Here is a 23,230-nt window from a genome sequence, read left to right on the forward strand (position 1 = left end):
TTACGTCTGGGAGGCTCGCGCAGATGTCGTTGGAGAGCGAGGCTGGCTCTGCGCAGACGCGCGATTGTGGGCTGGGGAATGATGGCTTGGAGCAGGGAGGCGATGAGCTGACGGAGCAGGCGCCATGCTGCAGGTCTGGTTAGGCGGCTTCGGCCAAGCGGGGAGAGTCCTCGAGTTCGTCGACAAGCGGCTCGAGCAGAAGAATGATCAGCAGGTGAGCGAGGATATGGGGTCTGGCAGACCGCTCGTCAGTTCCTGGAGGTCCTTTCAAGCCAATCAGGCTCTTCAGCCGCTTGAAGCCGAGTTCGATCCGCCATCGCAGCCGGTAAAGGGCAAGCAGATCAGCGGTTGTGAAGTCCTCGGGCTTGAGCGAGGTCACCAGGATCACCCAATCCGCAGCATCAAGCGTTTGCCTGGAGAGACGATGGCCTCCCTTCTGAGCCGTCCTGCGTGCCTTGCGCCGTGCAGCCTGAGCCGCATCTGCAGGTTTCTTGACGGCAACCAAACGCACAGCAAGCGGTGCTCCACCAGACTTGCGTTTTACCCAGATCGGCCGGTCGATGATGCCGCGTGCCGCGGCCTTGCGCAGTTCGGCGACGAGATCGATCAGATTGCCTTTGCGATCCAGCCAACAAGCGCTCTTCCAGCCCGAGCGGATCACGAAGTCCGCACCGGCCTCGACCAGATACGCCATGCGCTCCGGCTGCAGATAGGCGCGGTCGGCAAGACGGATCTCGCCGGCAATCAGCGGGATCCGGTCCAGCGTCTCGCCCGCGCGTTCGTCGGTCAGCTCGAAGTGACCAAAACGTTCTTGCGGAAGATCGAACGCACTGTGGATGCGCCACACCGCATTCTTCTGCCTGCCGCCGGTTCCAGCTTTTGGGACCGTCGTGGCGTCAACGATGCGGATCAGTCGACCGCGGCTTGCCTTCGGCGCACCGCTCGCAAGTGCCCGGCCTATCAGCTGTGCAAGCCAATCCCCGGACTGACGCAGCCGGTATAACAGAGCCACGTTGGAGATATCGACAAGGCCCACCGAAGTCGCCCATGCCGCCGTCAACCGCAGACCTCTCGTGCCCAGGCAATACGCAAGGATCAGCCGCAGCAGATCGACTGCATTGCTGATCTCGCGCGGGCGAACAAACGCCTTCGTCTCCCGCGCGCCAGCCTCCAGAGCCTCAGCTCCGCCCAGCCGCGAAACAACACGCGCCCAGTCTTCGTTCACAAGCGATTCGTTTCTCATCTCTTCTTGGAATCACACGTAAATCCAACGCGCAAATCCTATTTTAGCGCCTATGGGCGCAGGCCGGGACGACGGATGGTGGCTGCGCCCTGTTTGACATCTTCGCGGCGAGCGCATCCACTGCGACGCGACCGTACTTCGATCACGTCAAAGAGGCGACATGACCAACACCGTCGAAGCCCCCGACCGCGGCTATCGTTTCATGCCCGGCGTCAGCCAGTATTCCTGCGGCATCAGTGCGCTTCCCGGTTTTGCCATCGAGCGGGTCAGGTTCTTTGAGCCGGTGCCGCTGAAAGCGGGTTTTGCCAGCATTGCGGAGATACTCAAGGCTGCGGGGCGTCCGCTCACGGCCTTCGGCGCCTGCGAATTGCGCTCGCCGGCGCCATTCACCGAGGAGGGCTTCAAGGCGTTCAACGACATCTACATCAAGACATTGATCGAATGGGCCGTGATGCGGGACGGCGTCAATCCGGTGGCGCGCAGCAATGTCTGTCCGAAGATCGATCCGCCCAAGGAGCCGTGCTTTCACGCCTTCTCGTACACGGTGCCGGCGAAGGACGCGCCCACAAGCTTCGTCGTGGCCGGCAGCGGAGAATCGGTCGAGGGCAAGGCCAATTACCGCGACCACATCGTTGCATTCGGCGACACCAGCCCGGCCGGCATGCTGGCGAAGGCGAAATCGGTGCTGGACGAGATGGAACGCCGGATGAGCGCATTCGGCGGGACGTGGAAGGACACCACCGCAGTGCAACTCTACACCGTGCACGACGCCTATCCGGTGCTCGAAAGCGAACTCGGTCGCCGCGGCGTGTTCCGCAACGGCCTGACCTGGCATTTCGACCGGCCGCCGGTGGTCGGGCTCGACTACGAGATGGATTGCCGGCGCGTGCATCGCGAGCGTGTGGTCTGATGCATCAAAAACGCGTGTGGGTGCACGCGGAAGCGTGCGGCCTTTCTTGACAGCGGTCGCGTCAACCGTTTCCCTCTCCAAACGATGAATGAGGCTGGGTGAATGCCGGTGCAGAACGGACCTGTGATCAAGCGGCGAGACCTGCTCGCGCTGATCGGTACCATCGCCGGGAGTTCGGCGATGTATCATGCGATGACGAGCCTCGGCTTCACATCCGAATCCGCCTACAAGGGGCCGCTCAAGCTCGCGGGCGATCCGAAAGGCGCCTCCGTGCTGATCCTCGGCGCGGGGCTTGCGGGCATGACGGCGGCGCTGGAACTGCGCAAGGCCGGCTACAAGGTCCAGGTCCTCGAATTCAACAGCCGCCCGGGGGGCCGCAACTGGACGATCCGCGGCGGCGACAGTTTTACCGAGCTCGGCGGCTTCAAGCAAAATTGCGAGTTCGAGCAGGGGCTCTACATCAATCCGGGCCCGTGGCGGATTCCCTATCATCACCGCGCACTGCTCGATTATTGTAGACGGCTCAATGTCGTGCTGGAACCCTTCATCCAGCTCAACCACAACGCCTATCTGCACGCGGGTCGCGCGTTCGACGGCAAACCGCAGCGGATCCGCAGCATCAAGGCGGATTTCCAGGGTCAGGTGTCGGAGCTGCTCGCCAAGGTCACCCAGCAAGGCAAGCTCGACGAAACGGTCACCAAGGAAGATCAGGAGATCCTGCTGCAGTCGCTGCGCGCCTGGGGCGCGCTCGATCGCGATTACAAATACAATGCCAATCTCGGCTCCGCAGAGTTCCGGGGGTATGCCCGCGATCCCGGCGGCGGGCTGACCGCCGATCCGCTGCCGAGCGATCCGATCCCGCTGTCGGCGATCCTGCGTTCGCAGGTGTGGCGCTATCTGCAGGCCTTTTCCCGCTACAATGTCCAGACCACCATGTTCCAGCCGGTCGGCGGCATGGACATGATCGGCAAGGCGTTTGCACGCGAGGTAGGCGATCTCATCCGCTACAACGCCAAGGTGACACAGATCCAGCAGAACGGGTCCGGCGTCACCGTGAGCTATGTCGACACGACCAATCCATCCGCTGTGCAGCAGGCCACCGCCGACTGGTGCGTCTGCACCATCCCGCTGCCGATCCTGAGCCAGTTGCCGCTGGACGTCAGCGCGCCGATGCGGAATGCGATCGAGTCCTTGCCCTATGCCGCCTCGGTGAAGATCGGGTTGCAATTCAAGCGCCGCTTCTGGGAGGAGGACGAGGCGATCTATGGCGGGATCAGCTTCACTGACCTGCCGATCCGGCAGATCGCCTATCCGAACTACGGCTTCAACCGCGCCGGCCGCGGTATCCTGCTCGGCGCCTATCTGTTCGAGGGCGCCAATGCCTACGAATTCACGGCGATGACGCCGGCCGAGCGCGTCGCCAGTGCCGTCGAGTTCGGTGCCAAGATCCATCCGCAATACAAAGCTGAGTTCGAGACCGGCGTTGCGGTGGCCTGGCATCGCGTGCCGTTCACGCTCGGCTGCGCCGGCGAATGGACGGAGGCCGGGCGCGCGCAGCATTACCGCAATCTCTGCCAGATTGATGGCCGCATCGTGCTGGCGGGCGAGCATGCCTCCGACCTGCCGGCGTGGCAGGAGGGCGCGATCCTGTCCTCGCTCGACGCCATCACGCGGCTGCACGAACGCGTGGTGAAGACATGATGACGCGAGCCAGCATATCGGCGGTTGCCGCACTGACGCTGCTGTCAGCGACCGCAGCGACCGGACAGGACAATGCGAGCCGCCGCACCTTCAGTTCCGGCTACCGCTTCGTGGAAATGACCGGTGAGGAACTGTTCGCCAATGTCTGCCAAGGCTGCCACATGCCTGACGCGACCGGGGCGACCGGCGCGGGGACGTATCCGTCGCTGGCCGGCAACAAGACCCTCGAGGCCGGTAGCTACCCGATCTTCCTCATCGTCAACGGCCGCCGCGGCATGCCGGCGTTCGGCGACATGATGAACGATGGCCAGGTCGCCGCCGTTGTGAATTATGTGCGGACGCATTTTGGCAACGACTTTCAGGACGCGGTGACGGCCAAGGACGTCCAGGACGCCCGCCACTAGAGCATGATCCGGAAAAGTCTGAAGCTTTTTCCGAAAGATCATGGTCAGACACATCGAGGGGGAAATCATGAAACTCGCAAACATCGTACTTGGGGCCGCACTGTCGGCCGTGGCGACCGCGGCCTGTGCGGACGTGATCCGCCATCCGCTTCCCAACTCGACCTTCCCGATCGCGCAGGCGGTGACCGTCACCGGCAACGCCACCACCATTTATGTCAGCGGCCAGGTGCCGCCTGTTATCAACAAGGATGCCGATCCGGCGAGCCCGCAGGCCTATGGCGACACCAGGACCCAGACCGTCGGCGCGCTCACCCGCATCAAGGGCATTCTGGAAGGCCAGGGGCTCGGCATCGGCGACGTCGTCAAGATGCAGGTCTTCCTGGTGCACAACGCGTCGGCGCCGATGGATTTCAAGGCCTTCATGGAGGGCTACACCCAGTTCTTCGGCGGCAGCCAGCCGAACCTGCCGGCGCGCTCGGTGGTCGGCGTCGCCGCGCTCGCCAATCCCGGATTCCTGGTCGAGATCGAGGTGGTCGCGGCCAAGGACACGAATAAGGATGCCAAATAACGCGTGTGAAACAGCGGAGCTTGTGCGCGCAAATTGAAGGTCTCGCCGTCTTGCCAAAGCAGGTGCCGCCTGTTCTGAATTCGATCGGACGAAGTCATGGAATTTTGGGAGAGCAGGATGTCGCACAAAGCCCGAAGGACGTATCGATCGCTGCTGCTGTCGGCGGTGTTTGGTCCGGTGCTGCTGGCCACGGGCGCTGCGGCGGAGGGGCTGACCGAGCAACAGCAGTTCGCGCGTAGCATCTATCAGGAGCTGGTCGAGATCAACACGACCACCGCGACCGGCGATACGCAGAAGGCGGCGGAGGCGATGGGAGCGCGGTTGCGCGCGGCCGGCTTCTCCGACGAAGACGTCCACGTGTTCTCGCCGACGCCGCACAAGGGTGATCTGGTGGCACGGCTGCACGGCTCCGGCGCGCGCAAGCCGATCCTGCTGGTCGCCCATATCGACGTCGTGCCGGCTCTCCGCGAGGACTGGTCGTTCGATCCGTTCAAGCTCACCGAGCAGGACGGCTATTTCTACGGCCGTGGCTCTAGCGACGACAAATTCATGGCCGCCTCCTTCGTCACCAACCTGATCCGCTACAAGAAGGAAGGCTACACGCCCGACCGCGACATCATCGTGGCGCTGGAGACCGACGAGGAGACGGGGGATTCCAATGCCGTCGGTATCCAGTGGCTGATCAAGAACCACCGCGACCTGATCGACGCCGAGTTCGCCTTGAACGAAGGCGGCGGCGTCGGCCTGAAGAACGGCAAGGCGATCCGCAACAGCGTGCAAACCAGCGAGAAGGTCTCGACCGGCTACAAGCTCACGGTGAAGGACCGCGGCGGCCACTCGTCGCTGCCGCGCAAGGACAATGCGATCTACCGCCTCGCCGAAGGTCTGGTGCGCCTCTCCAACTACGACTTCCCGCTCAATCTCAACGAGACGACGCGGCTCTATTTCGCCAAAACCGCCGAGGTCGAGAGCAAGCAGAACGCCGACGATATCCGCGCCATCCTGGCGCCGCAGCCGGATCCGGCCGCGCTGGCGCGGTTATCTGCGTATCCCGGCTACAACGCCCAGCTCCGCACCACCTGCGTCGCGACCATGCTGCAAGGTGGCCACGCTCTCAATGCGCTGCCGCAGGTTGCGACCGCGGGGGTGAATTGCCGGGTCCTGCCCGGCGAGTCGATCGAGGGTGTTCAGGCCCAGATCGAGCGCGTGCTCGCCGACAAGCAGATCGAGGTGAGCGGGGGCTCGGCCAAGCCAAGCCCACCGTCGCCGCTGAACGAGGAGATCATGGGATCGATCGAAAAGCTGTCGAAGGAATTCTGGCCTGATGCCGCGGTCGTCCCGGTCATGAGCACCGGCGCGACCGACGGCCTGTTTCTGCGCAATGCGGGGATTCCGACCTACGGTCATTCCGGGCTCGGCTCCGACGTCGACGACAACAGGAACCATGGCAAGGACGAGCGCGTGCTGGTGAAGTCGTTCTACGAAGGGCAGGAGTACCTCTACCGCCTGGTCAAGATGCTGGCTGGCGGGAAGTGATGGCAGAGCGAAGCACAAAGACGCGTGTCGCGGTGGCTGGCCTCGGCGCGATCGGCACCGACGTCGTCAAGGCACTCGATCAGGGTATCGAGGGCCTGACGCTGGTCGCGGTGTCGGCGAACAACCCGGAGAAGCATCGCGGCTGGGTCGCGGGCCTCAGATCGGCGCCTGACATCGTGCCGATCGAACAACTCGCCGAGGTCGCCGACATCGTGGTCGAATGCGCGCCGAGCAAGGTGGTTCGCTCGATCGTGGCGCCGGTGGTCGAGCGCGGCAAGACCGCAATCGTGCTCAGCGTCGGCGCGCTGTTGCAGAATATGGACCTCATCGATCTCGCCAAGGCGCATGGCGGCCAGATCATCGTGCCGACCGGCGCGCTGATCGGGCTCGATGCCGTCACCGCGGCCGCTGAAGGGACGATCCATTCGGCGAGGCTGGTGACGCGCAAGCCGGTCGCAGGGCTGCTCGGCGCTCCGCATCTGGTCGAGAACAACATCCAGATCGATGGGATCACCGAGCCGCTGCGGATATTCGAAGGCAGCGCGCGCGACGCCGCAAAGGGCTTTCCGGCCAATCTCAATGTCGCGGTCGCGCTATCGCTTGCCGGCATCGGACCCGACCGCACCCGGGTCGAGATCTGGGCCGACCCGACGGTGACGCGCAACACCCACCGCATCGAGGTCGATTCCGATTCGGCGCGCTTCACGATGACGATCGAGAACATCCCCTCGGAGAACCCGAAGACCGGTCGCATCACCGCGCTGTCGGTGATCGCCTGCCTGCGCAAGCTGCGCGCCAGCTTGCGCATCGGAACGTAAGGGCGATGAAGATCCTGCCGGACGATCTCTTGCTGATCATCGATGTGCAGAACGACTTCTGTCCCGGCGGTGCGCTGGCGGTCGCCGACGGCGATGCCGTGGTGCCGGTCGTCAACCGGCTGGCGGAGCGGTTCGACCATGTCGTGTTGACCCAGGACTGGCATCCGGCGGGCCACAGCTCGTTTGCGACCTCGCATCCGGGCGCCGCGCCGTTTTCCTCCATCACGATGCCCTACGGCCCGCAGACGCTGTGGCCAGACCATTGCATCCAGGGCACCCTTGGCGCCGCGTTTCACCCGCAGCTCGCAACCGACAAGGCCGAACTTGTGATCCGCAAGGGATTCCGCGCGGCGATCGATTCCTATTCGGCGTTCTTCGAGAATGATCAGGCCACGCCGACTGGTCTGGCGGGCTATCTTCGGGAGCGCGGCCTGAAGCGCATCGTCATGGCGGGTCTCGCGACCGATTACTGCGTGCAGTATTCGGCGCTCGATGCGCGGCGGCTCGGCTTCGAGACCGCGGTCGTGATGGCCGGTTGCCGCGCCATCGATCTCGCCGGCTCGCTCGCAACAGCCACCGCGGCCATGACGGAGGCCGGCGTCGCGCTGATCGACGACATCGCCTGAGAAGGGCTTGGTTAGGGGCAAAAACCGTTGTTATGACTGGCCTTTTGCTTTAATCCCCAGCCGTTGACGGTCATTCGCAGCGGAGACTTCGTGTCGGGACAGGCTTTACGGATTGGCACGCGGAAAAGCGTGATGGCGCTGGCGCAGACCGACGAGGTCGCGCGGCTGCTGCGCGCCTCGGCGCCGGACCTTGCCGTCGACGTCGTCAAGTTCGAAACCCGCGGCGACCAGGACCAGACCAGCAAGCTGCTGCGTCACGGCGGCAAGGGCGGCGCCTTCGTCGCCGAGATCCGCGAGGCGATGCGATCAGGCACGCTGCAGGCGGCGATGCATTCGCTGAAGGACGTGCCGGGCAACGAGGAAACGCCGGGTCTCGTCATCGCGGCGATGCTTGCGCGCGACGCCGCCAGCGATTCGCTGGTGCTGCGGCCCGGCCTGTCGCTGGAGACCTTCCGCGCTTCCCGCGGCAAGGGTCTGAAGATCGGCACCAACGCGGTGCGCCGCGCCGCCTATCTGCGCCGGCTGTTTCCGGAAGCGACAGTGATCCATTATCGCGGCGCCGCCGACACGCGGATCGCAAAGCTCGATCGCGGCGACAAGCAGCGGCTGCCTGACGGCGGCGAGGTTGGGCCGGCGGATGCGCTGGTGATGGCGCGCTCCGGCCTCGAGCGCATCGGCATGACCGCGCGCATCGCGCATGATTTCACTGTCGACGAGATGCTGCCGGCCGTTGGCCAAGGCATCGTCGCGGTCGAATGCGTCGACACTGACTGGGCGACGCGCATGCGGCTGGCTGGAATCGACGACGCGCAGGCGCGGCTCAGCGCCGAAGCCGAACGCGAGGTGCTGTGGGTGCTCAACGGCCATTGCAATTCGCCGATCGCGGGCCACGCCACGCTTGTCGACCATGAGATGACGCTGCGCGCGTCTGTGCTCGACGAAACCGGCGACCGCTTCATCGAGGTGGTCAGGCGCGGCGCCGCCGATCGCCCGCGCGAACTCGGCCGCGCGGTGGGACTCGAACTGCTCGACAAGGGCGCCGCCGAGATCATCGCTCGCACAAGGCCGGACGAGTAGGGCGCGCTTACGAACGTAGCGGCCAGTTGCCGACGATCCGGAAGCGCGACGGGCCGTCGTCCTGCCTGAACAGCGCGATGCGGTCGATCGCGAGCGTCGTGAGGCCCGTCGCAGCAAACCGCTCCCGCAACCACGCCACGATCGGGCCGCGCCGCTCGTCGTTCAGCCGCCCGGTCAGCGTCATGTGGAAACGGAACTCCTCCATCACGTAAGGATAGCCCCAGCGATCCAGATGTTCGCACTGCCGCGCGGTCAACTTCGCGGGATTGCGCCGCGCACGATCTTCCGGAGAGAGCGGCGCGCGGAAGGCGTCGAAATCTCTGACGCAGTCGGCGGCAAGCCGCTCGAGATCGTCCGAACGCCTAGCCGGAATCACGGCGATGAAGCCGCTGATGGCATCGACGATGGGTTCAATCACCGGAATGCGCCTGATACGGCCGGCGAAGGTGGCGCAGGCGTCGAGGAGGTCGGCCTCGCGCTTGCCGTCGGCCAGCGACATCGGCGCCTTCAGCGTGGCGTGGAAGCCGTATTTGCGTGGGTCCTGCGTCACCTCGCGCCAGTCTGGTGCGACAGCATCGGGGAATGGCAGATCGTCGCCATCAGCGGCATCGTAGCCGAGCAGCGTCGAACCGAAACGGTGCAGTACGCTGTCGGGCGACGGTGCGTAGTAGATCGCGTAGCGCGGATGATTTGCCATGACCGCCAGAATAGAGCCGCCTTACGCCGTCGCAACTGTCTTGCGCGACGCGAGCGAATGAACCAGGCGGCCGGCATCCGTCAGATGCACAAGCCGTCCGGCGGCGACGACGGCGACGATTCGTGGCCGCAGCGGCACCTTGTCGTCGACGATGATGATATCGGCGCGGCGGCCTGCGGCCAGCACGCCGCGATCGGCGAGGCCAGCGGCGCGCGCCGGCGCCGACGAGATCAGGTCCCAGGCCTTGGCGAGCGGCAGCGTGCCGTCGGCGGCGAGGCGGAACGCTGCCAGCAGCTGCGCCGGATAATAATAGTCGGACGCCAGCACCGAGCAGAGGCCCTTCGCGATCATGTCGGAGGCCTTGGTCCAGCCGGTGTGGCTGCCGCCGCGCACCACATTGGGCGCGCCGAACACGATGAAGTCGCCGGCATCAGCGGCGTCGCGCGCTGTCTCCTCATTGACGGGGAATTCGGCGATCGTGACACCCAGTGTGCGGAAGTCCTGACGCATGGCGGGGCTGTTGTCATCATGCGAGAGCATCCGGACGCCGGCCGCGCGCGCGGCAGCGGCCAGGCGCGCGATCGAGGCCGGCACATCGGGGCGGCGGGCGGCGACCTGGTCGAGCAGCTCATTGACGGCTTCGATCGAGAGCCCGGCGCGTTCGGCCAGGCGGCCGCGCTTCTCGGGCTTCACGTGGCTGTGGTCGTTGAACGCGAACAGGTCGATGCGGCCCTCGGTGAGCCATTCAGTGATCTCGGCCTCGGCTTCGAGATTATGGGTCTCGTGGCGGAGATGAAAGCGGGTATCGGCGGCAAGCTGAGGCCGCAACGCCTCGATCGTATCCAGCAATGTCCGCGCATTGTCAGCGCTGCGCAGGCCGGGCTCCCACGACCAGGTCGTGCCATGGAAGACGGTGGTGATGCCGTTAGCGATCGCCTGCCGGTCGCTGTCAACAAGCGCGACGTCGGTCGGGAAGTCGACGCCGGGGCGCGGCATCATCTGGCGTTCGAAGGCGTCGCCGTGCAGGTCGACGATACCAGGCAGCACCAGGAATCCCTTGGCATCGATATGGAGCGTGGCGCGGCCCTGTTCGGCGTCGAGTGCGTCGATGTCGCGGCCGGCGATCCGCAGCGAGGTCTCGGTGAACGCGCCGTCAACCAGCGCGCGTCCGCCTTCGATGAAAATGTCAGTCACGATGCGGCACTCCGAGTCTTGTCTTGTGATTGGGCCACAGCTTCGGCCTCGTATTTGTCGAGGAAGTCTTCCACCGAAAGGTTGCGAAAATCGGGCAGGGCGCGGCGAAGCGTCTCATGATCCCAGTCCCACCACGCCAGCGCAGTGAGACGGTCGGCGACCGCTTCCGAAAAGCGCCGCTTGATCGGTCGTGCCGGATTACCACCGACGATGGTATAGGGTGGCACGTCCTTGGTCACAACAGCGCCGGCAGCAATGACCGCGCCGGTGCCGATGTTGCGGCCGGCCAGCACCACAGCGCCGTGACCGACCCAGACGTCATGGCTGATATGCACGTGGTGCGCACGTCGCCAGTTGAAGAAGTCAGTGTCGTCGCTCTCGCCGGGAAAATAGGCGCTGGCCCGGTAGGTAAAATGCGCCTGCGTGGCGCGGTGCATCGGATGATTGCCGGGATTGATCCGGGTCATCGCCGCGATCGAGCAAAATCTTCCGATCGTGGTGTAGGTGATCTGGCTGTCGTTCACGACATAGGAATAGTCGTCCATGCTGACTTCGAGCAGGATGGTGCGTGCGCCGACCTCGGTGTAGGTGCCGAGCTTGCTCTCGCGGACGGACGCTGTGGGGTCGATGGTCGGGACGACCGAGAGTGTTTTTCCGGCCATCAGGGCCTCCACAAATCATGGCTTCCGGGAGATGCGCTCGTCATCACGGTGCATGATGACAACAGCATGACGTCACGATGACTGCAACCATAGTGGTGTGGACGATCGCCGCACCGCAGCAGTACGTCACATAACTGTTAAACACCGGGGATAGCGATGGCCTAACACGACGTGGTTGGAGCATTGCATGCTGGTGGTTGAAGGTTTGACGTGCCGCTTCGGCACAAAAGCCGCGGTCGACAACGCATCGTTCTCGATTGCGCCGGGTGCCTTCGTCGGCGTGATCGGCCGCTCCGGTGCCGGCAAGTCGACCCTGCTTCGCATGATCAACCGCCTCGCCGATCCCACCTCCGGCCGCATCCTGTTCGAAGACGTCGACGTGACCTCGCTGCATGGCAAAGCGCTGCGGCAGTGGCGGGCGCGCTCGGCGATGATCTTCCAGCAGTTCAACCTGGTCGGCCGGCTCGACGTCCTGACCAACGTGCTGATGGGCCGGCTCGCCGGGATCCCGTCGTGGCGCTCGCTGGCGCAGATGTGGCCGGAGCAGGACCGGGCGCTGGCGATGTCCGCGCTCGAGCAGTTCGATATCGCCCAGCTTGCGGCGCAGCGCGCCGACCAACTCTCGGGCGGCCAGCAGCAGCGCGTCGCGATCGCCCGCGCGCTGGTGCAGGAGCCCGACATCATCCTCGCCGACGAGCCGATTGCCTCGCTCGATCCGCGCAACACCAAGATCGTGATGGACGCGCTGCTGCGCATCAACAAGCACTTTGGTATCACGGTGCTCTGCAACCTGCATTCGCTGGACCTGGCGCGCAGCTATTGCGATCGCCTGATCGGCATGTCCGCAGGCCGCGTGGTGTTCGACGGCGCACCCGCGATGCTGACCGATCATATCGCGCGCGAGCTCTACGACCTCGAGGCCAACGACGTCATGGGGACGGCGCCGCTGCCCGCGCCCGACGACGCAACCGTTCCGGCGCTCGGCACCGCAGCCGCGGCCTGAGCGCTGCGCATTTTCCGATCAGGATGGCCGGGCATTTCGCCCGGCCCAACAGGCGTAACCACAACAAGAGGGTTTGACATGATCACTCGTCGCATCGTTCTGGCCGGCGCCGCCGCGCTGGCGTTTGCCGGCTCGGCCTCGGCCGAAGACTGGAAGACGAAATATCCGGAGATCACCTTCGCCGTGATCCCGTCCGAAAACGGCTCTGGCGTGACCGAGCGCTATGGACCGTTCGTGAGCTATCTGTCCAAGGAGCTTGGCATCAAGGTGAACCTGCGCGTCGCCAACGACTATGCGGCCGTGATCGAAGGCCAGCGCGCCGGCAACATCCAGATCGGTTATTACGGCCCGGCGTCGTTCGCGCGCGCCCGTCTCACCGGCGTCAAGACCGATGCCTTCGTGATCGACGTCAATGCCGACGGCTCGAAGGGCTATTATTCGGTGTTCTACGTGCTCGCCAAGAGCCCGTACCAGAAGATCGAGGACCTCAAGGGCAAGAATCTCGGCCTGGTCGACCCGAACTCGACCTCCGGCAACAACATGCCGCGCTTCAAGCTGAACCAGATGGGAATCGATCCGGACGCCTATTTCTCCAAGGCGATCTTCACCGGCAGCCATGAGAACGCCGTGCTGGCGCTGGCGCAGGGCACCGTCGACGTCGCCGCCAACTGGTGGAACGCCGATGACGATTCGAACCTCACCCGCATGCTGAACAAGAACATGGTGAAGTCGAGCGACGGTACGCCGCTCAAGAAGGAAGACTTCCGCATCATCGTGAAGTCCGACCTCATCATCAACTCGCCTTACGCCTATCTCGAGAGCCTTCCGGACGACATGAAAGCCGCGATCAAGCAGGTGTTCCTCGATGCCGCCAAGAAGGATCCGGAAGCGTACAAGAAGCTCTCCGACGGCAAGAACCTGCCGTGGCAGCCGATCACCAACGCCGACTACGACAAGACCATCGAGCTGATCAAGTTCGTGGACAATCTGCGCAAGAAGGCGTCCTGATCGATCCGCAAACGAATTGGGCCGGGTTAGATAACCCGGCCCTTTTCCGTTCAACCCTTAAGGCAGATCGGCCCGCGTCGATGGCGACCGCCATATCCATCCTTCCGGCCCAGCAACTTGCGGTGCTGAATGACGCCTATCGCAAGGCGGTGGCGCGCAAGCGGCTGAAGATGACGATCGCCGCTGCGGTGTTTTGTGCAGCGCTGCTGATTGCCGCAATTGGCGCCGAGGTGAACCTGCGCACGCTGTTCACCTATTTCGGCAATTTCATCAGCTATTTCGACCGCATCCTGACGCTCGATTCCGGCGCGCGGGTCTGGACCGATCCGGCCGAATGGTTCTGGGGCTGGAAGAAGTGGCTGCGGATGCTCGGCGAGACGTTGCTCATCAGCTATGTCGGGACGCTGATCGGTGCGGTGTTTGCCTTCGCGCTGAATTTCTTCGCCGCACAGAACACCTCGCCTTCGCGGTGGCTGCGCTTCACGGTGCGTCGCCTGCTGGAATTCGCCCGCACCGTGCCCGGCATCGTATTCGCGTTGATCTTCGTCATCGCCTTCGGTCTCGGACCGATGGCCGGCGTGCTCGCGATCGCGATCCATTCGACCGGCGCGCTTGGAAAACTGTTCGCCGAGATCGTCGAGAACGCGGACATGAAGCCGGTCGAGGGCATCCGTTCCACCGGCGCGAGCTGGCTGTCCTGCATGCGCTTTGCCGTGCTGCCGCAGGTCGTGACCGGCTATGCCAGCTATGCGCTGCTGCGATTTGAGGTCAACGTCCGCGAAGCGTCCGTGATGGGCTTTGTCGGTGCCGGCGGCATCGGTCAGGAGTTCGTGGTCGCGATCCGCAAGTTCTACTATTCCGATGTCAGCGCCATTCTCGTCACCATCATCGTCACGGTCTTCATCATTGATATCTCGACGGGCTGGCTGCGCGCGCGGCTGTTCGGCAAGGAGACCCGCCGATGAGCCAGTTGCCGAAGCCGGACACCGAGCTGCTGCGCTCGAAGTACCCTGATGTGTTCGCCCGGCCTGCCTCGGCGCGGCTGGCGATGCCAGCGACGATCGCAGCCGCGCTCGCGATCTTCGTGTTCGGGCTGGTCGATCTCGACTTCTCGCCGTCGAAGCTGATTTCGGGCGTCAGTCAGCTCGGCTGGATCACCATGATGATGATCCCGCCGAATCCCGGCGCGTCGTTTCCGCTCTACATGCAGGCGCTCGGCGAAACGCTGTCGATCGCGCTGCTCGGCACCACGCTCGCGGCGATCCTGGCGCTGCCGGTGAGCCTGCTGGCGGCGCGCAACATCATCCCCTCGAACCTGATCCGCTTTCCGGTGCGCCGCTTCCTGGATTCGATCCGCGGCGTTGATACGCTGATCTGGGCGCTGGTCTGGATCAACGTCGTCGGCCTCGGCCCGTTCGCCGGCGTGCTGGCGATCATGGTGTCGGACTTCGGCGCGTTCGGAAAGCTGTTCTCGGAGGCGATCGAGGGCGCCGACCGCAAGCAGGTCGAGGGCATCAGAGCCTCTGGCGGCAGCGTGCTGCATGAAATCCGTTTCGGCCTGTTGCCGCAGGTGTTGCCGGTGATTGCGGGGCAGGTGCTCTATTTCATCGAGTCGAACACGCGTTCGGCCACCATCATCGGCATCGTCGGCGCCGGCGGCATCGGCCTGCAACTGGCCGAGCAGATCCGCGTGCTGGAGTGGCAGAAGGTGTCGTTCCTGATCCTGATGATCCTGATCGCGGTTGCCGCGATCGATTTCATCTCGAGCAAGCTGCGCTTTGCGATCATCGGACAACGGGCGGTGGCCTAGGAAGCCACCTCGCTCCGCTCTTCCTATCCTTCTCCCCTTGTGGGAGAAGGTGGCGCGAAGCGCCGGATGAGGGGTATCTCTCCGCGAACTCAGAACGAGAGAATGCGCGGAGAGATACCCCTCACCCGGATCGCATCTGGCGATGCGATCCGACCTCTCCCACAAGGGGAGAGGTGCACCGTGAGTGTGGCGGCACACTCAACTGTTCTCCACCAGAAACTCGACGCGCTCCGCGGCAAAGCGCGAGCGCTTGGTGACCAGCGGCTTGTCCGTGGGATCCACGTCGGTGGAGTCAACGACCAGCACGGGGCGGCCGAGCGCGAGGTCGAGCCGTGCGGCGTCGGTGGCGTCGGCGATCGCCGCGGTGATCCGGGTCGAGGAACGCCGGTAATCCTTGACGCCGTAATGCGCCAGCAGCTTGGTCATCGAGCGGACATTGGCGAACACGCTGCCGGCGTCGGGAAAGCGCTCGGCCGACAGCCAGGTGGTCGACACGCAGATCGGCGTGCGGTCGGCGAGCCGCACCGACTCGATCCGGATCAGCGGCGCGCCAATCTTTAAGCCAAGTTCGCGCGCGATTTCGCGGGTGGCGATATCGTCACCGGCATCGATCAACTGGCCGCGCGGCTCATGGCCGCCGGCGCCGACGATCTCGGAAAACCGCGTACGTGAGCGCAGCGGATAGGCGAGGCGCTGGGCCTCGACATAAGTGCCGCTGCCGCGCTCGGCGCGCACCAGGCCGCGTTCGGCGAGCGCCGCGAGCGCGCGCCGCACGGTGTGGCGGTTGACGCGATAAGTCTCGGCGATCTCGACCTCGCCGGGCAGCTTCTCACCCGCGGCAAAGCGACCGTCGGCGATGCCGCGCTCGATGCCGTCGGCAACCTGCCGCCACAAGGCGACGCCGGAACTCTCCTGCATGCTCATGGCGCGGTGATACCTAGAAATCGTCGATTTGTCACGAAACGGTCATTGGCGTTCGCTAAGAAGTTGTCTAGTATCATAGACAACTTGATTCAGGCAAGGTTGCTCATGGATTCGATGGTGCGGAACAGCAAAGAGGCGCAGCGCAAGGCCGCGATGGCGGTGCTGGCGCATTCCGGCGCTACCGAGATCGCGGGACGGCTCGCTGATATCACGGTGCCGGCGCATGAGAATCTGCGCGAACCGGAGAACGGCCTCGTGATGGTGCGCGGGCGGATCGGCGGCGACGGTGCGCCGTTCAATCTCGGCGAAGCGACGGTGTCGCGCGCCGCGGTGCGGCTTGCGACCGGCGAAGTCGGCTTCGGCTACACGCTCGGCCGCGACATCCAGAAGGCGCAGATGATCGCGCTGTGCGACGCCATGGTGCAGTCAGCGGAGTTGGTCGGCGAGGTGGAGGCCAAGGTGATTGCGCCGCTGCGCGCTGTCATGATCGCCGAACGCAGCCGCAAGGCTGAGGAAACCGCGGCGACGCGGGTCGATTTCTACACGATGGTGCGCGGTGAGGGGTGATGCGATGACGACATTTGCCGAACTGCCCGCAGGCTTTGCCGACAAGGTGTTGTCGGCGCAGTCGACCTTCCGCTCGGTGATGGACGCGATGGCGCGCCCGGGCAGCGTCCAGCGCATCACCGCCACGGCGGGAACGCCCGCCGGCATGATGCGCGGCTCGGCTGCGATCGCGTTGACGCTGTTCGATCACGATACGCCGATCTGGCTCGATGCCGCGATGTCGGCAACATCAGATGTTGCCAGGTGGCTTAAGTTCCACACCAGTGCGCCCGTGATTGCGGATTCGTCGATCGCCAACTTTGCGCTGATCGGCGATGCGGCCAATCTGCCGCCTCTCGATCGTTTCGCATTCGGCAGCAACGAATATCCGGACCGTTCGATCACGCTGATCCTGCAGGTCGACAGCCTGACGCAAGGGCCGACCTTCGAGCTGAAAGGCCCGGGCATCGATGGCACCGCGCTGTTGCAGGCGATGATCCGGCCGCGCGACCTGTTCGAGCGGCTCACCATCAACGAAGCCTTGTTTCCGCGCGGCATCGACGTCGTGCTGGTCCATGACGATGCGATTGTCGCGATCCCCCGCACCACGCGGCTGATCACAAGCGGAGTGTAGGCGATGTATGTAGCCGTCAAGGGAGGCGAACGCGCCATCGAGAACGCCCACCGCCTGCTCGCTCATGAGCGGCGCGGCGACCGCGATGTGCCTGATTTGTCGCTGGCGCAGATCGCCGAACAGCTCTCGCTCGGCGTCGACCGGGTCATGACCGAAGGCTCGCTCTACGATCGCGAACTGGCGGCGCTCGCCATCAAGCAGGCGCGCGGCGACATGATCGAGGCGATCTTCCTGGTCCGCGCCTTCCGCGCCACGCTGCCGCGGTTCGGCGCCACCGAGCCGGTCAACACCGGCGAGATGCAGGTGCGCCGACGCATCTCCTCGACCTTCAAGGATATTCCGGGCGGCCAGATCCTGGGGCCGACCTTCGACTACACGCACCGCCTGCTCGATCCGCAGCTGGCCGAGGGCTTTGTTCCGGAGCAGCCGGCGACGTCGGAGGCCTCGCAGGCGGCGACGCCGCGTGTCACCGACATCCTCGGTCGCGACGGTCTGATCGAGACATCGCCGCAGGCGGAGGCCGATGCTCCGGTCGGCGACCTCACGCGCGAGCCGCTGAATTTTCCGGCCGATCGTGACCTGCGGCTGCAAAACCTCGCGCGCGCCGACGAGGGCTTTCTGCTCGCGCTCGGCTATTCCACGCAGCGCGGCTATGGCCGCAACCATCCGTTCGCCGGCGAGATCCGCTTCGGGGAGGTCGAGGTCGAATTCTTCGCTGAGGACGCCGGCTTTGCCGTGCCGCTCGGCGCGATCGCACTGACCGAGTGCCAGATGGTCAACCAGTTCAAGGGCTCGGCGACCGAGGCGCCGTGCTTCACCCGTGGTTACGGCCTTGCCTTCGGGCAGAGCGAGCGCAAGACCATGTCGATGGCGCTGGTCGACCGCTCCTTGCGCGCGCGCGAGCTCGACGAAGAAGTCACCGCGCCGGCGCAGGACGAGGAGTTCGTGATGTCGCACTCCGACAATGTGCAGGCGACCGGCTTCGTCGAGCATCTGAAGCTACCGCATTATGTCGACTTCCAGTCCGAACTTGGCCTGCTGCGCAAGCTGCGGCAGGAGTTCGCTGAGGCCAACGAGGCTCCCGAACTACAGGAGGCCGCAGAATGAACGCGCCAACTTATAATTTTGCCTATCTCGACGAACAGACCAAGCGGATGATCCGCCGCGCGATCCTGAAGGCGATCGCGATTCCCGGCTACCAGGTGCCGTTCGCCAGCCGCGAAATGCCGATGCCCTATGGCTGGGGCACCGGCGGTGTGCAGGTGACGGCCGCGATCCTCGGCCCCGACGACGTGCTGAAGGTGATCGACCAGGGTTCCGACGACACCACCAACGCGATCTCGATCAGAAAATTCTTCGGCAAGACCGCCGGTGTCGCGACCACGACCGCAACTGCGGACGCGACCGTGATCCAGACCCGGCATCGCATTCCCGAGGCGCCGCTGCATGCGGGGCAGGTGCTGGTCTACCAGGTGCCGATCCCCGAACCGCTGCGCTTCCTCGAGCCGCGCGAGACCGAAACGCGGCGCATGCATGCGCTCGCCGAGTATGGCCTGATGCATGTCAAGCTTTACGAGGACATCGCCCGCTTCGGCCATATCGCGACCGCCTATGCCTATCCGGTGAAGGTGAACGCGCGCTACGTGATGGATCCGTCGCCGACGCCGAAATTCGACAATCCGAAGATGGACAATTGCCCGGCGCTGCAACTGTTCGGCGCCGGCCGCGAGAAGCGCATCTACGCGATCCCGCCGCACACGTCCGTGGTCTCGCTCGATTTCGAGGATCACCCGTTCACGCGCTACCGCTTCGACGCGCCTTGCGCGCTGTGCGGCGCGGATAATTCCTATCTCGACGAGATCGTCACCGACGACAGAGGCGGGCGGATGTTCGTTTGCTCCGACACCGATTTCTGCGAGCAGCGTCAGGCGGCCGGCCATCACGGCACCGAGAGCGCGGCGCCGCACAAGGAGAAGGCGCATGTCTGAGTCGTTCAGTCTCGACAACGCCCAGCCGCTGCTGGTTGCCGAGGGGCTTGCCAGGAACTACGGCCATATCGCGGCTTGCCGCGAGGTCTCGTTCGCGCTCTATCCGGGCGAGGTGCTGGCGATCGTCGGCGAATCCGGTTCGGGCAAGTCGACGCTGTTGCAGCTGCTGTCGGCACAGCTGGCGCCGAGCGCCGGGCGCGTGTCCTACCGGATGCGCGATGGCGTGCTGCGCGATCTCGCCGGGCTCGGCGAAGCCGAGCGGCGTTTTCTGTTTCGCACCGATTGGGGTTATGTGCACCAGGATCCGGCGCAGGGGCTGCGCATGGCGGTCTCGGCCGGTGCCAATGTCGGCGAGCGGCTGATGGCTGTGGGGTGGAATCACTACGGCCGGATCCGCGACACCGCCTCGAATTGGCTCGAGCGGGTCGAGATCGATGTCGGCCGCATCGACGATGCGCCAAAAACTTATTCCGGCGGCATGCGGCAGCGGCTGCAGATCGCGCGCAACCTCGTCACTGAGCCGCGGCTGGTGTTCATGGACGAGCCGACCGGTGGCCTCGACGTCTCGGTGCAGGCGCGCCTGCTCGACCTGATGCGCAACCTCGTCAGCGAGCTTGGGCTTGCCGCCATCGTCGTCACCCACGATCTTGCGGTCGCGCGGTTGCTGTCGCACCGCGTGATGGTGATGAAAGGCGGCCGCGTCATCGAGACTGGCCTGACCGATCAGGTGCTTGACGATCCCCACGAACCGTATACGCAACTGCTCGTCTCCTCGATCCTTCCGGCATGAGGCCACCGATGACCGCGATGATCGAACTTGCCAACGCCGAAAAGACCTTCACGATGCACTTGCAGGGCGGCATCGAACTACCCGTGGTGCGCGGTGTCTCGTTCCATGTCGAGCCGGGCGAATGCGTGGTGCTGTCGGGCCCGTCGGGCGCCGGCAAATCCTCGATCCTGAAGATGATCTTCGGCAATTACCGCTGCGATGGCGGCCGGATCGGCATCTGCCATCATGGCACGGTGATCGACCTCGCCACCGCTGAGCCGCGCCAGGTGCTGAGCGTGCGCCGCTCGACGATTGGTTATGTCAGCCAGTTCCTGCGTGCGGTGCCGCGGGTGGCGACGATCGATGTCGTCGCCGAGCCTCTGATCGTCAACGGCGTGACGCGCGAAGAGGCTCGCGACCGTGCCGCCCATCTGCTACACCGGCTCAATATTCCGGAGCGGCTGTGGGCGCTGCCGCCGTCGACCTTCTCCGGCGGTGAGCAGCAGCGCGTCAACATCGCGCGCGGCTTCATCTCGGACCTGCCGATCCTGCTGCTGGACGAGCCGACTGCATCGCTCGATGCCGCCAACCGCGCCGTGGTGGTCGCGCTGATCGCCGAGAAGAAGACCAAGGGCGTCGCGATGGTTGCGATCGTCCATGACGACGAGATCCGTCACCTGATCGCCGACCGCATCGTCGACGTGACCTCGTTCGCCGCTGCTGCCTGAAGGACCTTTTGAAATGACTGCTAAGCAAGACACCATCATCGGCAACGCCCGCGTCGTCCTCGCCGATCGCGTGATCGAGCAGGGCTGGGTGGCCATGTCAGATGGCAAGGTTGCTGAATTCGGCGAGGGCAGGGCGCCGGAAGCGGCTGAGGACGCCGGCGGCGACCTCATCATGCCCGGGCTGATCGAGCTGCACACCGACCACCTCGAGATGCACTATGTGCCGCGGCCCAAAGTGTTCTGGAATCCGATCGCCGCTGTGATCTCCTATGATGGGCAGCTTGCGACCTCGGGCATCACCACGGTGCTGGATTCGCTCCGGGTCTGGCGCGAGGACGGCGCCGAGGACGTCGACGGCCGCGCCGGCGTGCTGGCCGCGGCGATCTCGGCGGCACGCGAGGAGAACCTGCTGCGTGCCGATCATTTCCTGCATCTGCGCTGCGAAATTCCGATGCCGGACGTGGTCGCCGAAGCTAAGGAACTGATCGACCGGCCCGACGTGCGGCTGATGTCGCTGATGGATCACACCCCGGGCCAGCGCCAGTTCCGCGACGAGGTGAAGCTGCGCGACTATTATCGCGGCAAGGGCGGCGGCATGACCGACGCCCAGCTCGACGTGCTGTTTGCACGCCGCTTCGCCTACCAGAAGCAATACGCCGCGCCCAACATGCGCGCGATCGTCGCACTTGCGCATGAGTACAAGATCCCGCTGGCCAGCCACGACGACACCACGGAAGAGAACGTGGTCGACGCCGTCAAGGATAAGGTCGCGGTTGCGGAATTCCCGACCACGATGGAAGCGGCGCGCGGGCTGCACGCCGCCGGCATCGACATCCTGATGGGCGCGCCGAACGTCGTGCGCGGCGGCTCGCATTCCGGCAACATCGCGGCCGTCGATCTTGCCCAGGAGGGAATGCTCGACATCCTGTCGTCGGATTACATCCCGTCGAGCCTGTTGATGGCGGCGCTGCAATTGCCGCAGCACGTCCCGGCGATCGACCTCGCCTCAGCGGTCCGTACCGTGACCAAGACGCCGGCCGAAGCGGTGGGGCTCTCCGATCGCGGCGAAATCGCGGTCGGCCGACGCGCCGATCTGATCCGCGTGCACGTCGCGCGCGACCTGCCGGTCGTGCGCAGCGTCTGGCGCGAAGGAGGGAGGGTTGCATGACTGAAGCCCCCGTCATCGCCGAGCAGCGCGTCACCGCGATTGGCCCGGGACGTCTGGTGCTGGTGGTCGGTCCGAGCGGCGCCGGCAAGGATACGCTGTTGGGACTGGTGAAGACGGCCTGTGCCGACGACCGCAACATCGTGTTTCCGCGCCGCCTGATCACCCGCGCGGCTTCGGCGTCGGAAGACAATGAGGAAGTCAGCGCCGATGCCTTCCAGCGCGCGGTCGCAGGTGGCGACTACGCCATGCACTGGGAAGCGCATGGGCATCGCTATGCGCTGTCGCGGTCGATCGACGACGAGATCCGCGCCGGGCGCAGCGTGATCGCCAACGTCTCGCGCACGGTGATATCGGCCGCGCGCCGCAACTACATCAATGTCGTGGTGGTCTTGATCACGGCGCCGCCGGACGTGCTCGCGGCGCGGCTTGCGGCGCGGGCGCGCGCCAGCGACGGCCAGCTCGCGCAGCGGCTGACCCGCAGCGTTGACGAGACCACGGCCGTGCCTGACGTCACCATTGTCAATTCCGGCAGCGCCGAATTCCACGCGCGACAGCTTATCCGCATCACCGAAGGCGAGCACTGGGAGAAATGACCCGCATGTCGGCGATTGAATCGATCGAGCAGCTTGAGGCGATCTACGGTTTTCCGAATGACGCCTCGACGGTGAAAGTCGCGGACCGTGTGACTCCGCTCTACCGCGTGCTGATCGAAAAATCGCCGTTCGTGTCGCTGGCGACCTCCGGACCCGAGGGCCTCGACTGTTCGCCGCGCGGCGACCTGCCCGGTTTCGTGCGCATCCACGACGAGACAACGCTGATGATGCCGGACCGCCGCGGCAACAATCGTTGCGACTCCTTGCGCAACATCGTGCGCGATCCCCGCATCGCGCTGCTGTTCCTGATCCCGGGTTCTGGCAGCACGCTGCGCGTCAACGGCCATGCCTATGTATCGGCGGAGCCGGAGCTACTCGCGTCCTTCAAGGTGGACGGCAAGGCACCGCGCACGGTCATCGTGATGACTGTCGAGGAGATGTACTTCCAGTGCGCCCGCGCGATCGTGCGTTCCGATCTCTGGAATCCCGAGAAGCGGGTCGATCCGAATGCGTTGCCGACGCCGGGCCAGATCCTCGCCGAGATGAGCGAGCAAACGGTCGGCGGCGAAAAATACGATCGGGAATGGCCCGAGCGCGCGCGGCAGACGATGTGGTAGCGGCGC

General features: G+C 64.8%; 26 protein-coding genes. 21 read left to right on the forward strand and 5 right to left on the reverse strand.

Annotated elements, in window-relative coordinates:
* Positions 1-139: 139 nt before the first annotated feature.
* Positions 140-1,243, reverse strand: coding sequence for an IS4 family transposase (locus UP09_RS11255; RefSeq protein WP_044535962.1), 1,104 nt, complete (start codon positions 1,241-1,243; stop codon positions 140-142).
* A 160-nt stretch (positions 1,244-1,403) separates the two neighbouring features.
* Between UP09_RS11255 and cnbZ the strand changes: the two genes are divergently transcribed.
* From cnbZ to hemC, 8 genes are all read left to right on the forward strand, one after another.
* Complete coding sequence (gene cnbZ / locus UP09_RS11260; RefSeq protein WP_044538247.1) at positions 1,404-2,153, forward strand: 2-amino-5-chloromuconate deaminase CnbZ; 750 nt, start codon at positions 1,404-1,406, stop codon at positions 2,151-2,153.
* Between the two features lie 102 nt (positions 2,154-2,255).
* Positions 2,256-3,854 (forward strand): flavin monoamine oxidase family protein, encoded by a 1,599-nt coding sequence (locus UP09_RS11265; protein ID WP_044538248.1) that lies wholly within the window; start codon positions 2,256-2,258, stop codon positions 3,852-3,854.
* Positions 3,854-4,258 carry a c-type cytochrome gene (locus UP09_RS11270; RefSeq protein WP_044538475.1) on the forward strand — a complete coding sequence of 135 codons (405 nt, stop codon included), beginning with the start codon at positions 3,854-3,856 and terminating at the stop codon, positions 4,256-4,258. Before UP09_RS11265 ends, UP09_RS11270 begins: the two co-directional genes overlap by 1 nt.
* Positions 4,259-4,325: 67 nt before the next feature.
* Positions 4,326-4,826: a RidA family protein gene (locus tag UP09_RS11275; protein ID WP_082070091.1), complete on the forward strand. Its 501-nt coding sequence runs from the start codon at positions 4,326-4,328 to the stop codon at positions 4,824-4,826.
* A gap of 117 nt (positions 4,827-4,943) precedes the next feature.
* Positions 4,944-6,362, forward strand: a complete 1,419-nt coding sequence (locus UP09_RS11280) for a M20/M25/M40 family metallo-hydrolase (protein ID WP_044538250.1) — start codon at positions 4,944-4,946, stop codon at positions 6,360-6,362.
* Entirely contained in the window at positions 6,362-7,180 is an 819-nt protein-coding gene (locus tag UP09_RS11285; protein ID WP_044538251.1) for an aspartate dehydrogenase, read from the forward strand. The genes UP09_RS11280 and UP09_RS11285 overlap by 1 nt, the downstream gene beginning before the upstream one ends.
* A gap of 5 nt (positions 7,181-7,185) precedes the next feature.
* A complete protein-coding gene (gene pncA / locus UP09_RS11290) occupies positions 7,186-7,806 on the forward strand; it encodes a bifunctional nicotinamidase/pyrazinamidase (protein ID WP_044538252.1) in 621 nt (206 codons plus the stop codon).
* Positions 7,807-7,896: 90 nt separating this feature from the next.
* Positions 7,897-8,883 (forward strand): hydroxymethylbilane synthase, encoded by a 987-nt coding sequence (gene hemC / locus UP09_RS11295; RefSeq protein WP_082070111.1) that lies wholly within the window; start codon positions 7,897-7,899, stop codon positions 8,881-8,883.
* Between the two features lie 7 nt (positions 8,884-8,890).
* On the opposite strand, the gene UP09_RS11300 is transcribed toward hemC, so the two are convergent.
* From UP09_RS11300 to UP09_RS11310, 3 genes are read right to left on the reverse strand one after another with little or no spacing between them, the layout of a single operon-like run.
* On the reverse strand, positions 8,891-9,580 hold the full coding sequence (locus UP09_RS11300; RefSeq protein ID WP_044538254.1) for a DUF1045 domain-containing protein: 690 nt from the start codon (positions 9,578-9,580) through the stop codon (positions 8,891-8,893).
* Between the two features lie 21 nt (positions 9,581-9,601).
* The gene (locus UP09_RS11305; RefSeq protein WP_044538255.1) at positions 9,602-10,774 is read right to left on the reverse strand and encodes an alpha-D-ribose 1-methylphosphonate 5-triphosphate diphosphatase; all 1,173 of its coding nucleotides are present in this window, start codon (positions 10,772-10,774) and stop codon (positions 9,602-9,604) included.
* Entirely contained in the window at positions 10,771-11,436 is a 666-nt protein-coding gene (locus UP09_RS11310) for an LbetaH domain-containing protein (RefSeq protein ID WP_044538256.1), read from the reverse strand. The genes UP09_RS11305 and UP09_RS11310 overlap by 4 nt, the downstream gene beginning before the upstream one ends.
* A gap of 187 nt (positions 11,437-11,623) precedes the next feature.
* Here UP09_RS11310 and phnC point away from each other — a divergent pair, with 187 nt between their 5' ends.
* From phnC to phnE (UP09_RS11330), 4 genes are all read left to right on the forward strand, one after another.
* The gene (gene phnC / locus UP09_RS11315) at positions 11,624-12,439 is read left to right on the forward strand and encodes a phosphonate ABC transporter ATP-binding protein (RefSeq protein WP_044538257.1); all 816 of its coding nucleotides are present in this window, start codon (positions 11,624-11,626) and stop codon (positions 12,437-12,439) included.
* A gap of 78 nt (positions 12,440-12,517) precedes the next feature.
* Positions 12,518-13,447: a phosphonate ABC transporter substrate-binding protein gene (gene phnD / locus UP09_RS11320; protein ID WP_044538258.1), complete on the forward strand. Its 930-nt coding sequence runs from the start codon at positions 12,518-12,520 to the stop codon at positions 13,445-13,447.
* Between the two features lie 80 nt (positions 13,448-13,527).
* Positions 13,528-14,412: a phosphonate ABC transporter, permease protein PhnE gene (gene phnE / locus UP09_RS11325; RefSeq protein WP_044538259.1), complete on the forward strand. Its 885-nt coding sequence runs from the start codon at positions 13,528-13,530 to the stop codon at positions 14,410-14,412.
* Complete coding sequence (gene phnE / locus UP09_RS11330) at positions 14,409-15,257, forward strand: phosphonate ABC transporter, permease protein PhnE (protein WP_044538260.1); 849 nt, start codon at positions 14,409-14,411, stop codon at positions 15,255-15,257. Before phnE (UP09_RS11325) ends, phnE (UP09_RS11330) begins: the two co-directional genes overlap by 4 nt.
* Before the next feature lie 198 nt (positions 15,258-15,455).
* On the opposite strand, the gene phnF is transcribed toward phnE (UP09_RS11330), so the two are convergent.
* Positions 15,456-16,181 carry a phosphonate metabolism transcriptional regulator PhnF gene (gene phnF, locus UP09_RS11335; RefSeq protein WP_044538261.1) on the reverse strand — a complete coding sequence of 242 codons (726 nt, stop codon included), beginning with the start codon at positions 16,179-16,181 and terminating at the stop codon, positions 15,456-15,458.
* Between the two features lie 105 nt (positions 16,182-16,286).
* Between phnF and phnG the strand changes: the two genes are divergently transcribed.
* From phnG to UP09_RS11380, 9 genes are read left to right on the forward strand one after another with little or no spacing between them, the layout of a single operon-like run.
* Positions 16,287-16,748, forward strand: coding sequence for a phosphonate C-P lyase system protein PhnG (phnG, locus tag UP09_RS11340; protein ID WP_044538262.1), 462 nt, complete (start codon positions 16,287-16,289; stop codon positions 16,746-16,748).
* Positions 16,749-16,752: 4 nt separating this feature from the next.
* Complete coding sequence (gene phnH, locus UP09_RS11345) at positions 16,753-17,361, forward strand: phosphonate C-P lyase system protein PhnH (RefSeq protein ID WP_044538263.1); 609 nt, start codon at positions 16,753-16,755, stop codon at positions 17,359-17,361.
* Between the two features lie 3 nt (positions 17,362-17,364).
* The gene (locus UP09_RS11350) at positions 17,365-18,468 is read left to right on the forward strand and encodes a carbon-phosphorus lyase complex subunit (protein ID WP_044538264.1); all 1,104 of its coding nucleotides are present in this window, start codon (positions 17,365-17,367) and stop codon (positions 18,466-18,468) included.
* A complete protein-coding gene (locus UP09_RS11355) occupies positions 18,465-19,349 on the forward strand; it encodes an alpha-D-ribose 1-methylphosphonate 5-phosphate C-P-lyase PhnJ (RefSeq protein ID WP_044538265.1) in 885 nt (294 codons plus the stop codon). The genes UP09_RS11350 and UP09_RS11355 overlap by 4 nt, the downstream gene beginning before the upstream one ends.
* Positions 19,342-20,139 carry a phosphonate C-P lyase system protein PhnK gene (gene phnK / locus UP09_RS11360; RefSeq protein ID WP_044538266.1) on the forward strand — a complete coding sequence of 266 codons (798 nt, stop codon included), beginning with the start codon at positions 19,342-19,344 and terminating at the stop codon, positions 20,137-20,139. Before UP09_RS11355 ends, phnK begins: the two co-directional genes overlap by 8 nt.
* Positions 20,140-20,147: 8 nt before the next feature.
* Positions 20,148-20,846 carry a phosphonate C-P lyase system protein PhnL gene (gene phnL / locus UP09_RS11365; protein ID WP_044538267.1) on the forward strand — a complete coding sequence of 233 codons (699 nt, stop codon included), beginning with the start codon at positions 20,148-20,150 and terminating at the stop codon, positions 20,844-20,846.
* A 13-nt stretch (positions 20,847-20,859) separates the two neighbouring features.
* Positions 20,860-22,014 (forward strand): alpha-D-ribose 1-methylphosphonate 5-triphosphate diphosphatase, encoded by a 1,155-nt coding sequence (locus UP09_RS11370; RefSeq protein WP_044538268.1) that lies wholly within the window; start codon positions 20,860-20,862, stop codon positions 22,012-22,014.
* Entirely contained in the window at positions 22,011-22,607 is a 597-nt protein-coding gene (gene phnN / locus UP09_RS11375; RefSeq protein WP_044538269.1) for a phosphonate metabolism protein/1,5-bisphosphokinase (PRPP-forming) PhnN, read from the forward strand. Before UP09_RS11370 ends, phnN begins: the two co-directional genes overlap by 4 nt.
* 5 nt (positions 22,608-22,612) lie before the next feature.
* The gene (locus tag UP09_RS11380) at positions 22,613-23,224 is read left to right on the forward strand and encodes a pyridoxamine 5'-phosphate oxidase family protein (RefSeq protein ID WP_044538476.1); all 612 of its coding nucleotides are present in this window, start codon (positions 22,613-22,615) and stop codon (positions 23,222-23,224) included.
* Positions 23,225-23,230 lie beyond the last annotated feature (6 nt).

The organism is Bradyrhizobium sp. LTSP885, assembly GCF_000938305.1.
In the GTDB taxonomy this organism is placed as follows: domain Bacteria; phylum Pseudomonadota; class Alphaproteobacteria; order Rhizobiales; family Xanthobacteraceae; genus Bradyrhizobium.